Raw genomic sequence first — 13188 nt, forward strand, 5'->3', positions numbered from 1 at the left:
TTAAACAAGATACATAGCACCATTTTTTCCATCTCTAGTTTTTTTATACAGCTAAAAAAATAAAAAATGGGTCAGTTCATTTATGAACTGACCCATTTTTATCCAGTAAAAAAGAAATTAATCCTTTCCAATCTCTTCATGAATCAAGATTGGAGCGGTAACTTTTTGTTTTGAAATTTTAATATTGGCATAGAGCTTTTCTTTTACATCTTCAAATTGTTCTTGGTTAGCATATATTGTTAGTAAAGATTCCCCTTTTTTCACTTCGTCTCCAATTTTTTTATGAAGAACAATTCCAACTGCTAAATCAATGACTGATTCTTTTGTTGCACGTCCTGCTCCTAGCATCATTGCTGCCGTTCCAATTTCATCAGCAATAATTTCCGAAACATATCCATCTTCAAGTGAAGGTAAATCGAATGTATATTTTGCTTGTGGTAATTTGGAAGGATTGTCAACTACCTCAGGGTCCCCACCTTGAGATTGTAAAAATATTTTAAATGATTCCAACGCCTTTCCATTTGAAATAACTTCTAATAGTTTTTGGCGCGCTTCTTCCAGAGTTGCTGCCTTTCCAGCAAGGTAAACCATATGACTTCCAAGTGTCAAACATAATTCGGTTAAGTCTTCCGGACCTTCCCCACGTAATGTATCAATCGCTTCTTTCACTTCAAGTGCATTTCCAATTGCATAACCGAGTGGTTGGCTCATATCTGAAATAACTGCCATCGTTTTTCTGCCTACATTGTTCCCAATATTCACCATCGCCTTGGCTAACTCACGTGAATCTTCAATTGTTTTCATAAATGCACCGGCGCCGGTTTTCACGTCTAAACAAATGGCATCGGCACCTGCTGCGATTTTTTTACTCATAATTGAACTCGCGATTAATGGAATGCTATTGACAGTTCCAGTCACATCTCTTAGTGCGTATAACTTTTTATCTGCTGGAGTTAAATTGCCACTTTGACCAATAACGGCAATTTTATTTTCATTGACAAGTCGGATAAATTCATCATTTTCGATTTCAACGTGAAATCCTTTAACTGCTTCTAGTTTGTCAATCGTACCACCAGTATGCCCTAGGCCTCTACCACTCATTTTTGCTACTGGTACACCTAAGGCTGCTACTAAAGGTCCTAGAACCAATGTTGTTGTATCTCCAACACCGCCGGTTGAGTGTTTATCTACTTTAATCCCTTCAATCGCAGATAAATCAATGGTATCTCCTGAATGAACCATCGCCATCGTTAAATCTGCTCGTTCACGTTCATTCATTCCTTGGAAATAAATCGCCATCGTCAATGCACTCATTTGATAATCCGGAATCGTATTATTTGTGTAACCTTCTATAATAAATTGAATTTCCTCAGTCGTGAGTTCCTTGCCATCCCGTTTTTTTTCTATTAAATCAACCATTCTCATTTTTCTTCACCAACTTGTATGTTTTTGACAATCTCTTTCACAAAAGTTAAAAAATCAGCTCGGACTTTCTCCGTCGTTTCAATGACTTCATCATGTGTTAATGGCTGATCTAATATCCCGGAGGCCATATTGGAAATACAGGATATTCCTAGAACTTTTAAGCCGGCATGTCTAGCGACAATGACTTCCGGAACCGTCGACATCCCTACAGCATCTCCACCCAGTGTTCTAATCATCCGAACTTCTGCTGGAGTTTCATAGGTTGGACCGGTATTTCCTACATATACCCCTTCTTGAATTTTAATATTAAGTTGATTTGCTATTTCTTTAGCTTGAGAGCGTAATTCTTTATTATATGCCTCAGACATATCAGGAAAGCGCGCGCCGAACCTTGAATCATTCGGACCGATAAGAGGGTTACTGCCCATATTATTAATATGATCAGAAATAATCATGAGATCCCCAGGTTCGTAATCTTTGTTTACTCCACCTGCAGCATTTGTTACAACTAACACTTCAACACCGAGTTCTTTCATCACTCGAACCGGAAATGTTACTTGATCAAATGAATACCCTTCGTAATAATGGAATCTTCCTTGCATCGCAACAACATCTTTTCCACTTAACTTTCCAAATACTAATTGACCAGCATGCCCTTCAACGGTTGAAATAGGAAAATTAGGAATGTCTTTATATTGAATTTTTAACGGGTTTTCAATTTCATCTGCCAAAACGCCAAGGCCGGAACCTAAAATAAGTCCAATCTTTGGTTGATTACTAAACTTTTCTTTTAAAAATAATGATGCTTGTTCAATTAAATTGTATTCCACCGGTTTTCCCCCTCTATCCTTGAATATCCTTTAGGAAACTCGTTCCAAATTCAGGTAGCTTCACATTGAAATTATCTGCAATGGTTGCCCCTATATCTGCAAATGTCTTTCTGAGTGGAAGTTCTGCCCCGCCATTAAAACGTTTTGAATAAATGAGTAACGGAACATATTCCCGAGTATGATCAGTTCCATGATGGATAGGATCATTCCCATGGTCAGCAGTAATAATAAGAAGATCATCATCAGTCATTTTTTCAAAAACCTCAGGTAAACGAGCATCATATTCTTCTAATGCTTTTCCGTATCCGATTGGATCACGACGGTGACCGTATAAAGCATCGAAATCAACTAAATTAATGAAGCTTAATCCGGTAAATTCCTTATCGAATGTTTGAATAAATTTATCCATTCCATCCATATTGGATTTTGTACGAATTGCTTCTGTCACACCTTCGCCATCATAAATATCTGAAATTTTCCCTAGAGCAATAACATCAAAGTCATTGTCCTTTAATTCATTCATTACGGTACGATCAAACGGCTTTAGTGCGTAATCATGACGATTCGGTGTTCTCGTGAAATTGCCCGGCTCACCAACAAACGGACGAGCAATAATACGTCCTACCATATATTTGGGGTCTAATGTTAATTTTCTGGCAATCTCACATATTTTATAAAGTTCTTCCAATGGAACGATTTCTTCATGAGCAGCTATTTGTAATACAGAATCAGCCGATGTATAAACAATTAAGGCACCTGTTTCCATATGTTCTTTACCTAGTTCATCTAAAATTTCCGTCCCACTCGCCGGTTTATTTCCGATTATTTTACGACCGGATTTTTGTTCTAATTCAGAAATTAATTCATCTGGAAAACCATTAGGAAAAACTTGAAATGGAGTAGAAATATTTAACCCCATGATCTCCCAGTGACCAGTCATTGTATCTTTCCCATTCGATGCTTCTTGCATTTTTGTATAATAAGCAAGGGGTTTATCCGCTTTTTTAATCCCTTGAATCTCACGTATATTAGAAAGGCCTAATTTCCCCATATTTGGCATGTTAAGACCATTCATTTTTTCAGCAATATGTCCGAAGGTATCCGCACCTAGATCATTAAATTTTTCTGCATCTGGTGCTTCACCAATTCCAACAGAATCCATTACAATAAGATGAACTCGCTTGTATGTATAATTACTCAAGTTATTTCATTCCTTTCAAATAATATTTAAAACGGTTACATTCTAACAAAGATATCTTACCCTTCGTGCGAAAAGTTAACCAGCGATTAAGCTGATCGTATTTCAAGGTAAGAGGTCTGACAACTCTATTTTACCAAAGGAGAGAGCAACTCTACAACTAAATCCTTCAATTGAAAAAACCACTAGAATAGTGGTTCTCTCAATCTATTATTAAGCACGAGGATGATGTTTCGAATATACATCTTTTAATCTTGTTTTCGATACATGCGTATATATTTGTGTCGTCGATATATCTGCATGCCCGAGCATTTCTTGAACTGCTCTTAAATCAGCACCATTTTCCAACAAGTGGGTCGCAAACGAATGGCGCAATGTATGTGGTGTAAGTTCTTTTTCGATATTTGCTTTTTTAGCAAGGCTTTTAAGTATTTTCCAAAAACCTTGTCTTGTTAAGCGATTGCCATGATGATTTAAAAAGAGGGCCTCTGTTTGATATTGTTTCGATCGAAGCTTTGGTCTACTATCTTTTAAGTAGGATTCTAGTATCGTTGAAGCAGTTTTACCAATCGGAATAATTCTTTCTTTATTCCCTTTTCCTATACATCTTACAAAGCCCATTGTTAAATGAAGATCATCTAAATTAAGATTTATCAGTTCACTTACACGAATTCCGGTCGCATATAATAATTCTAACATCGCCTTATCCCTTAACGGTAATATCCCTGTTTCTGATGGCGCATCTAATAGGGCCTCTACTTCTGATAAACTTAGTACTTTTGGTAAATTTCTCTCCGTCTGCGGAGTTTCTATATGAACAGATGGATCATTGTCGGTTGCTTTTTCTCTTAAAAGAAATTGGTGAAATGATCTGACAGATGCAACATGTCGTGCAAGTGTTTTCGCCGACTTTCCTTGTTGTTTTAAATGATTTAAAAAATGGACGATATGCACACGAGTAATTTCATTTAATGTTTCCAGCTGTTCCACTTTTTGCATATAGTTTATATAGCTTTTTAAATCTCTTTCATACGATACAATCGTGTTTTTCGATAATCCTTTTTCTACTATCATAAAATGAATAAAATCTCTTAAACGATCAAGCATTCTATTACTCCCCATCTAAATAAAACAATAATAAGCGGTTAAACCAATTGGGACCTTCCTGATTTACCGAATTTACTTTTACCGCCGTACCTTTTGGTTCATCATAACGATGATAATCCTCATATTCTTGATTTACCCACATAATACCATAATAAAATAGCAATGTGCATCCAGTAAATAAAATAAAAACCTTTAATGTACGTACAATCACTTTAATCCAAGACATGAAATTGTCCGTTCCCTTCGCTAAATAATTTGTCTATTCTAATACAAGCTATGCCAAAGGAACAAAAAATTATACCTAAAAAACCTTTTCATTAATGAAAAGGTTTTTTTAAGATTCGTCTTCTTTATTTTTTATCTTGACAGCGCCAGCAAATCCCATGAAAGGTTAAGCGATGGTCTTTAATTTTAAAATTCCAGCGTTTTTCAACAATTGCTTCAACATCTTCAAGTAAATCTTCTTGGATTTCATCCACCGCACCACATTCAATACAAACTAAATGATGATGAAAGTGTGCAGCTCCCTCTTGTCTTAAATCATATCGTGATACACCATCACCAAAATTAATCTTATCTACAACCTTTAGTTCTGTTAGTAGTTCTAATGTACGATAAACGGTTGCTAGCCCAATCTCTGGCGACTTTTCTTTAACAAGGAGGTAAACATCTTCTGCACTCAAATGATCTTCTTCATTTTCCAACAACACTCTTACCGTCGCTTCACGTTGCGGAGTTAGTTTATAACTTGCAGAATGCAATTGTTTTTTTATTCTATCAACACGACTTTCCATTGAAGTATCCTCCCTCGCCACTATCGTTTTAATTATAACAGAAGCAAGAGAAAAGATGCAAAATAAAATTATTATTACATTTAAAGAGTAGCTTTTATTATTTAATAATCATTATTTATTAACATATGACATGACACTTTTCATCAAAGTTGGTGAAAGATAGGCCTCGACACCTGCTGCTAACGAAATGATCCCTACAGCGAAAACAAAAGCAATGACATACTGGGCAAGCATTGGAAAAATGTGAAAACCTATATTTTGTTTAATAAAGATTTTGCGTATTAATTTTAGTGATACCCCTACGGAAACCACTGCGATAAAAATAAACATCGGGATAATAAAAAGATTTTGTGGCAAAACCGTAACAAATGAAAGCAAAAAACCTCCCCAATGCATTTGACTAACAAGAAAACCAACGGAAAATCCGACGACAATCCCTTTAATAAATAATAATATAAGGATAAGCGGTAAACCAATAATCGAAATTCCCAATATCCACATTAACCCTAGAAATTTCACATTATGGAGAAAGCTTAAGCGAAATAAATCAGAAGGAGCAGCCACCTTCCCATCCGATACTTGTCCAAAAAATTGGTTTAAATAATAGTATAAGTCTTCTTTCTGATCAAAGGATAAGCTATTAACAATAACCGCCCCGAATACGACTCCCATTAAAAACAGAACAATGATAAATGAGTAAATTGAGGAATATTCTTGTACATGACGAATGATAGGATTAGAGAACGACTGTTTTTTCCGCATTTTTACTTCCTCCTACTAAATTAGATAACAAAATCTCTTATTATCACCTTATGCAGGATATGAAATCTTATGCTAATCTATCAATTATTTAATAAAAAAACTGTAGGTACCTATTAATAGGGCTACAGCTTTTTAGCAACTAATGTAAATGTTTTTGGCAAGCCAATATCTGAAATTTTATGGTTCGGTTCTTCTTCTAACGTTTCAATAACTAGTTGAGAACTCCCTGCAGAGGTTATGATTTCACCTAATGTCCATTTTCGTTGGAGAACATGTTGTAAATTTGCTTTTTCATCCTCCGGCATATGTTTTGTAAAGGCGACATGATTTTTTTCAATAGATGGATCAAAGTAGTTACCTGTCACTTTATGTTTCTTCCCTGTTGAAGTGATTAGTTTTGTTGAAATCGGATGGAACTCATGCAAAACAAAACGACCATTCTTTCGTAATAGTTGATAGATTTTTTGCATTAATTCATTCAAATTAATAAAATAATGCAACACTCCAAGCTCCATTAGGACAATATCGAATTGGTCATGAAATTGCTCGTTAGGTAGTGATAGTACGTCTGAAACTACATATGAAAGATTAGTCCCTGCTGCTTCGCTTAGTTCCAACGCAAACATTTCATTTTCTTTTGAAAAATCAACTACCGTTACATCTGCTCCAAGTAATGACATCGCCACTCCCTTGATCCCATTTGACCCTAATAAATGAAGCACTTTCTTATTAGCTAAAGGGTCGAGATATTTATAAAAAGGATGGAGTCTCCATTTTGGATTTTCAATTATTTTATTTGCTATCTCTTCGGGCGCACCATAGCGATTTAAAAGGGCAGCGTAATTATTTTGATTCCAAGCTGCTTCATTTTGCTCGGTTACCAAAGCTTGTTCTTTTGATAAATATGCTTCTATTTCGAGCGTATTTATCTTTTTCGAGTTAAAATAAAGATATTTATATAAAGAAATACAGTAAAATAATTGATTTTCCTTCATTATTTCGATTCGATAAGGATCTGTTTTTATCGTCGTATTAAAATCACAATGAACAAGAATCGTGTAATCTGCACTTTTCACTTTAAAAAGTGCAGATCTTTCATTTCTCTCCCTACCTATTTGTTCAAAATCTTGAAAAATCTGATAGCAATTGTCAAAAAGATCCCACTGAACTTGAACAAAAACCGATTCCGAATGGTCTACTTCTACACCTTGCAGCCATAACGATGTGGAATCGATAAAATGATATGGAATTTTTTCCTCAACAAGACGTACTGTGATTTCTTTAATTAATTCTAAATAATTTTTATCTTTCATAAAACCCTCCGTAATTTCACAAGGTGGACTAAAACGCGTCTAAATATTTATTGTTTATCAGACACTTTCCCGTACTGTCCACCGCCGCCAGCAGATAACTGTAGGTCACCATTTCTCGCTTTGATAATCAATTCAGCTAAGTCCATTTTTACTAGTTTTTCGATTTCCTCTTTCGGGACATTATGAAGAATATTCATTTCTGTCCCAAAATGATCAAGTAATTTTGCCATCGTTTTTGGTCCTAGACCCGGCAAGAAATCTAGTGGCACTTGGTGAATATATGGTGGTCGATCTGGTACTGAATTTGCAGTTGTTAATTCCTTAATTCGATCTGCCACCCCTTTAGTAAACTTCGTAGAACCGCATTGTTCGCATGTATCACCAATCTTTTTCGTAAAGCATTTGGCACAGGTTGTTTCATGATATTTTCCTAAGTAAGGATTTAATCCATAATTCGCAACAATTTCATTTCCATCCTTATGATGAAGTGCTTTTTTTAGGGCAAGAAAGGTCGGTTCTTCTAATTTCATTACTTGATATTCACGGGCAATTTTCGCTAGTGAATGTGCATCGGAATTACTAACGAATGTATAATCATGCAATTCCTTTATATGATCCGCCATTTCTGTATTGGAACTTAGGCCAAGCTCAATAGCATCAATTAAATTCGGATCTAATACTTCTGTTAGTGATGACTCTACACCTTTTCCATAAAGGCTTTTAAATGGGGTAAATACATGAGCTGGAATAAAAATGCCATCCAATGATTTGATTTTTTTCTGCAAACTCCGTGCATCTTCACGAATTCGCTGTGTGCTTAACTGATTATTTTTCACTTTTCCAGTATACCAATTGGAAAATTCCTTTATTTTCTTAAGAGAAGGAAAATAACCTAGTACATGGAGCGGACCTTTACAATTCTCATCATTCACTTCTATTTCAACACCGGGAATAAGTGTGACAGAATCTTGAAAGCTAAAACCTCCATCTTCCATTTCAACTAGTTCTTCGTTTTGTAATAAATCTTCAATTTCGGCGATCACTTCTGGTGAATGACAATCAATGATCCCTATCATATCGAGTCCTTTTGGCAATTTTGCAGCATGTAAAATATTTGTAAGTGTCAATGTTTTTGAAGCTGTAATTTTAACTGGTTTACCCGTTTTTGTACGGCCGATATGAATATGTAGATCAACAAAGTATTTCTTCAATTCTTTTTCGCCTCTTTTAATTGTAAATATTGGATTGCATAGGCTGTTTTCGCATCACAAATTTTTTGTTGCTCGACCAATTTGACTGCTTCTTCCAATGTCACCTCCATCAATTCAACAAATTCATCTTCATCTGCACCTTTAGGATGTTCTTTCTTTTTTAACCCTTTTGCTAAATATAAATGTAAAATTTCATCAGCAAATCCCGGTGCAGTATAGAAGGAGGTGATATGCTCTAACGCATCGCATTCATAGCCCGTTTCTTCTTCCAGTTCCCGAACAGCGGTAATTTCCGGCTCTTCCCCTGGCTCTAATTTACCAGCAGGAATCTCAATCATTGCCCTGTCCATTGGTTTTCTAAATTGTTCAACTAAAATAATTTTGTTTTGATCGGTAACAGCTAAGATCGCAACTGCACCTGGATGTTTAATGATTTCACGCTTTGATGTTTTTCCGTTTGGAAGTTCAACCTCATCAACTTGTAAATGAACCACTTTTCCTTCAAAGATTTTTTCAGTCTTCAATGTTTTTTCAGTGAATTTATGCATTTTATCTGCTCCCTGTTCTAATCTTGGACATCATTCATACATTTTAACACAAAAAGAAAAATGCGAAAAAATCTTAGAGTTTTTTCAAGGAGCGAATACAAGTGAAAATTTATATTCAACCAAAAGGGATTATTTTAAGTGGGAAGGCTTGGGAAATTAGAGAGAGTCTTAAATTTTATGCGAAAAAGCATAAATACGTTAGTGATTGGATTAAAAAAACCGGACAATAGCAATTAGTGGTTTTTCTCACTTTTTTTCGATAAAATAAGTTCTACTAATGAAAGAAAGGACTAAATTTCATGCAGAAAAATCAATTAGGAACATCCGAATTATATGTATCAAAGTTAGGGCTTGGATGTATGTCTTTAGGGACGAATGAAATTGCCGCAAAAGAGATTGTGAAAGCCGCTGTTGATGTAGGAATTAATTACTTCGATACAGCTGATCTTTATGACTTTGGTTTAAATGAAGAGATAGTTGGAAAATCACTAAAACCGGTACGTGATCAGGTCATTATCGCAACTAAGGTAGGTAATCGCTGGAATGATGATAAAACGAGTTGGCATTGGGATCCCTCAAAAGCTTATATTAAAGAAGCGGTAAAAAATAGTCTTCACCGTCTACAAACAAATTATATCGATTTATATCAATTGCACGGCGGGACAATTCAAGATCCGATTGATGAAACAATTGAAGCTTTTGAGGAACTAAAAAAAGAAGGATTAATTAGATATTATGGAATCTCTTCCATTCGCCCAAATGTCATCCGAGAATATGTGCAAAAATCGAATATTGTAAGCGTAATGATCCAGTATAGTTTGCTAGATCGTCGTCCAGAAGAGGACATACTCCCTCTTTTAAAAGAACATTCTGTTAGTGCGGTGACAAGAGGACCTGTTGCGAAAGGGATATTAAGCGAAAGAAGCATAGAAAAGATTTCGGAAAAAGGGTATTTGGATTATTCCTATCAGGAATTAGTTGAATTAATGCAAGAAATCAAGGATAAATTATTGCTGGGAAACCGCAAAATGACAGAACTTGCTCTGCAGTATAATTTAGCTAATGAATCAGTTGCTTCCGTAATTACCGGTGCCAGCAACGCGGAACAAATTAGGGAAAATGCCAAAGCAGTTGAGAAGAGTCCATTATCTAAAGAAGAACGCGATTTATTAATTAAGTTGACTAAACAAAATAAATACACAGACCACAGATGATTTGATCATTCACAAAAAGCTTTTTTTAAAAATAAACAGAATAATCCTAAAAAAACATTTCTACATCTATATATGACTTTCGACAAAATATATTACTTTTAAGTATTATTTTTAGAAGCCTTTGACGGTCAAGTTACATAAATAAGTTAGTAAATCGACTTTAATTTACATCAAAATACAAAATTCTTTGATTATCTACAAGATTTGATTCAATCTGCTGCAAATTAATGTATTTTCGACATCGACAAATTCCACGAGTATCCAACTATCTAATCCTTTATACTCAGGTTTGTAGGGAATAGACAATAAGTAATAGCAAAAATGAAGGTAATTTTCATCAGAAAAGGGCAAACCTATTGAAAAATAGGGACGCAAAGTCACAGATCTAAGGATTGGGATACTAGGCGAAACCCGGTGTCCCGACTATGGTGGCTGGACTACCTAAATACTATCATCGTATTTTAGGGGGATAAAAATGGAAAATCAAATGAAGGTAGATGAAAAGTCGTTAGATCAAGAATGGGTTAACTTAATTTTGGATGCAATAGATATGGGAATAAGTATTTCTGATATTAAAGAATACTTTTCAAAAAATAAACTGGAGGTTAAATTTTAAAAAATGGGTACATAGTTCATATGTTAGGCGTATTTTTTGTTCTAAATATGAAACAATTCCTTCGCTATATGTTATAATAATTCGGAGGAAGGTGAGAAGTGTATGATTGGTCAGCGTATTAAAAATTTTCGACTTCAAAAACAATTATCTTTATCAGAACTTGCGGAAAAGGCTGGAGTTGCGAAATCATATTTAAGCTCCATTGAGCGAAATATCCAATCCAATCCTTCTGTTCAATTTCTTGAAAAAATTGCCGCCGTTTTAGGAATTTCCGTGAACTCCTTATTACATGAGGAGATTGAAAAAACGGATGAAAACGAACTTGATTCAGACTGGGAACTTCTCGTTCGTGAAGCAATGAATTCTGGTGTATCGAAAGATGAGTTCCGTGAGTTTTTAGAATTTAATAAATGGAAATTAAATAATAATAAATAAAAGCGTTCAGTTGGACGCTTTTATATTTTTACAATCCAATATAAATGAAGTGAAAATACAAACGAGTAAATCAAAACGGCCATATACGCCGTGTATTTTACTATGTTTTTTGCAGGTACTTTTTTTACATATAGAAAACTATATAATATGAAGGAAAACGACAGTTTCACTGCTAAAAACAAGATTGAATGTTGATTGTATATATAATCCATTAATGGGTTTGCCTCTTTTATCATACCTAACTTTAGACCAATAAACGTAATTACTGCATCAATGATATTTAGTGCTGCCAAACAATGAAAGGCAACAATCATAGAACCTCCCCATTCACATTTGTATTTTTCTTTTTTGGATATGAATAGTTGTGATTATTGCGATAATGACAAAATAAGTCCCATAAATTATGACTGAGAGTAATTTATTGCTAGCGAATAAACTGCCTGCAAACGTAAAAATAACAATTGAAGGAAACTTTCCTATTAAAGTAGCAATAAAGAAAATAGGCCACCTAATCATACTGACACCACAGAGAACATTCAGCAATGGCGCAGGTATGACGGGGGCTATACGAAATAATAAAATTCCAAGAAATGCATTTTTTTGAAAAATGCTTTCGTATTCCTTCGCTTTCGGATATTTATTAAGTACTTTTTGCACCCATTGCTGGAATCCGTATCTTGCCACGAAGAACATAATCAACGAACCGAAAACACTTCCGCACAATGAAATAATCGAGCCCGTCCAAACCCCAAACACAGAACCAATTATCCCCGCTACAATCGCAAACGGCGTAACAGGAAAGAATACGAGCAAAGCAACAAAAAGTAGGCTAATAATTATGGCCGTGCTTTCTCCTGATTCGATAAGATGAAGCATCCCTTCTTTTTGTGTATAGGCCAAGATGATTATAGAAATTGTTATCACTAATGTTATGATTTGCTTCATCTTAAGTTCCCTCTTTTTCTTAAATTGCATTTATAAAAATAGCGTATTCAATGAATACGCATCTTATTATATCTTTTTTAGATCGATTGATTTTCTTCGTTGGTACAAATACATTGTCGCACCACCTATGACTAAAATCAAGCCTCCGACAATAAAGTTAAACATATTAGTTGCTGTATTCGGCAAGACCCCTCCATCCGCTGGTAAAAGTCCGCCTAAAGTTCCTCTAACATACAGCTTAATTGTAAATTTACTCGTTAAACCTTGATATTCATTTCCAAGTTCTGCCGGAAAATCCACTCTGAACGTAAGCGTTTCTTCATCCGATTTGGCTAATTTTCGATAATCCAATCCATCAAAATCTTTAATTTTCCCACTATATAATACGCCGTTCTTGTCAGATATTTCAATTTCCAATTGTTTAAACAACTTTTTTGAACCCGACTTAAACTGAGCAGAAGCTGTATATTCAAAATCCTGTTTTCCTTTGTTAAAAATAGTATAGTCCCTTATCGCCCAATCACCGGGTTTCATATTATCGACGTCGAATAAGATTTTATGCGGGGACGTCTCAATATTAATTTCATTTTCGCTTGTTTGTGCATCGACATGATTTATTGGCAAAAGGATAAGAACCAATAATATTAGAGGGAACCACTTTCGAATTTTTTTCATTCACTCTCCACCCTCCCGATACTCCCACAGCTAAAGCAGTGGGGTTCTGAATCTATTGCTTTCATCTGACCGGCAGCCACAGATCGTACAAAATGTATGCTCGGCATTTAGGGTT

The 13188-nt window shown here is 35.1% G+C and carries 17 protein-coding genes and 1 riboswitch; of the genes, 4 read left to right on the plus strand and 13 right to left on the minus strand.

Annotation, left to right across the window (positions count from 1 at the left end):
• Positions 1–117 precede the first annotated feature (117 nt).
• From MKY81_RS16900 to MKY81_RS16945, 10 genes are all read right to left on the minus strand, one after another.
• Positions 118–1425: a pyrimidine-nucleoside phosphorylase gene (locus MKY81_RS16900; RefSeq protein ID WP_066234671.1), complete on the minus strand. Its 1308-nt coding sequence runs from the start codon at positions 1423–1425 to the stop codon at positions 118–120.
• Positions 1422–2255 (minus strand): purine-nucleoside phosphorylase, encoded by an 834-nt coding sequence (locus MKY81_RS16905; protein WP_066234669.1) that lies wholly within the window; start codon positions 2253–2255, stop codon positions 1422–1424. Before MKY81_RS16905 ends, MKY81_RS16900 begins: the two co-directional genes overlap by 4 nt.
• Before the next feature lie 13 nt (positions 2256–2268).
• Positions 2269–3456, minus strand: coding sequence for a phosphopentomutase (gene deoB / locus MKY81_RS16910; RefSeq protein ID WP_327991099.1), 1188 nt, complete (start codon positions 3454–3456; stop codon positions 2269–2271).
• A gap of 210 nt (positions 3457–3666) precedes the next feature.
• Complete coding sequence (gene xerD, locus MKY81_RS16915; RefSeq protein ID WP_066234666.1) at positions 3667–4560, minus strand: site-specific tyrosine recombinase XerD; 894 nt, start codon at positions 4558–4560, stop codon at positions 3667–3669.
• A gap of 4 nt (positions 4561–4564) precedes the next feature.
• Positions 4565–4786 (minus strand): YqzK family protein, encoded by a 222-nt coding sequence (locus MKY81_RS16920; RefSeq protein ID WP_066234663.1) that lies wholly within the window; start codon positions 4784–4786, stop codon positions 4565–4567.
• A 124-nt stretch (positions 4787–4910) separates the two neighbouring features.
• Complete coding sequence (gene fur / locus MKY81_RS16925; RefSeq protein WP_066234661.1) at positions 4911–5354, minus strand: ferric iron uptake transcriptional regulator; 444 nt, start codon at positions 5352–5354, stop codon at positions 4911–4913.
• Between the two features lie 111 nt (positions 5355–5465).
• Positions 5466–6116: a stage II sporulation protein M gene (gene spoIIM, locus MKY81_RS16930; RefSeq protein ID WP_066234657.1), complete on the minus strand. Its 651-nt coding sequence runs from the start codon at positions 6114–6116 to the stop codon at positions 5466–5468.
• Between the two features lie 122 nt (positions 6117–6238).
• The gene (locus tag MKY81_RS16935) at positions 6239–7429 is read right to left on the minus strand and encodes a class I SAM-dependent methyltransferase (RefSeq protein ID WP_244913471.1); all 1191 of its coding nucleotides are present in this window, start codon (positions 7427–7429) and stop codon (positions 6239–6241) included.
• 47 nt (positions 7430–7476) lie between these two features.
• Entirely contained in the window at positions 7477–8640 is a 1164-nt protein-coding gene (locus MKY81_RS16940) for an endonuclease Q family protein (RefSeq protein ID WP_066234655.1), read from the minus strand.
• Positions 8637–9188, minus strand: coding sequence for an NUDIX hydrolase (locus tag MKY81_RS16945; protein WP_066234652.1), 552 nt, complete (start codon positions 9186–9188; stop codon positions 8637–8639). The genes MKY81_RS16940 and MKY81_RS16945 overlap by 4 nt, the downstream gene beginning before the upstream one ends.
• A 101-nt stretch (positions 9189–9289) precedes the next feature.
• Between MKY81_RS16945 and mciZ the strand changes: the two genes are divergently transcribed.
• The 4 genes from mciZ to MKY81_RS16965 all read left to right on the plus strand — a co-directional run bounded on the left by mciZ (position 9290) and on the right by MKY81_RS16965 (position 11453).
• Positions 9290–9418, plus strand: a complete 129-nt coding sequence (gene mciZ / locus MKY81_RS16950; protein WP_084347829.1) for a Z-ring formation inhibitor MciZ — start codon at positions 9290–9292, stop codon at positions 9416–9418.
• A 69-nt stretch (positions 9419–9487) separates the two neighbouring features.
• Positions 9488–10402 (plus strand): aldo/keto reductase, encoded by a 915-nt coding sequence (locus MKY81_RS16955; RefSeq protein WP_327991093.1) that lies wholly within the window; start codon positions 9488–9490, stop codon positions 10400–10402.
• Between the two features lie 336 nt (positions 10403–10738).
• Positions 10739–10847, plus strand: a riboswitch (cyclic di-GMP riboswitch).
• Positions 10848–10889: 42 nt separating this feature from the next.
• A complete protein-coding gene (locus MKY81_RS16960; protein WP_107921359.1) occupies positions 10890–11018 on the plus strand; it encodes an anti-repressor SinI family protein in 129 nt (42 codons plus the stop codon).
• A 102-nt stretch (positions 11019–11120) separates the two neighbouring features.
• Positions 11121–11453 carry a helix-turn-helix domain-containing protein gene (locus tag MKY81_RS16965; RefSeq protein WP_341118383.1) on the plus strand — a complete coding sequence of 111 codons (333 nt, stop codon included), beginning with the start codon at positions 11121–11123 and terminating at the stop codon, positions 11451–11453.
• Positions 11454–11473: 20 nt separating this feature from the next.
• Here MKY81_RS16965 and MKY81_RS16970 read toward each other — a convergent pair whose 3' ends face one another.
• From MKY81_RS16970 to MKY81_RS16980, 3 genes are all read right to left on the minus strand, one after another.
• Positions 11474–11767, minus strand: coding sequence for a DUF5658 family protein (locus MKY81_RS16970; protein WP_066234643.1), 294 nt, complete (start codon positions 11765–11767; stop codon positions 11474–11476).
• A gap of 13 nt (positions 11768–11780) precedes the next feature.
• Entirely contained in the window at positions 11781–12398 is a 618-nt protein-coding gene (locus MKY81_RS16975) for a TVP38/TMEM64 family protein (RefSeq protein WP_066234641.1), read from the minus strand.
• A gap of 66 nt (positions 12399–12464) precedes the next feature.
• Positions 12465–13073, minus strand: coding sequence for an LPXTG cell wall anchor domain-containing protein (locus tag MKY81_RS16980; protein WP_107958666.1), 609 nt, complete (start codon positions 13071–13073; stop codon positions 12465–12467).
• Between the last annotated feature and the right edge of the window lie 115 nt (positions 13074–13188).

Source organism: Heyndrickxia sp. FSL W8-0423, assembly GCF_038009395.1.
Lineage (GTDB): Bacteria > Bacillota > Bacilli > Bacillales > Bacillaceae_C > Heyndrickxia > Heyndrickxia sporothermodurans.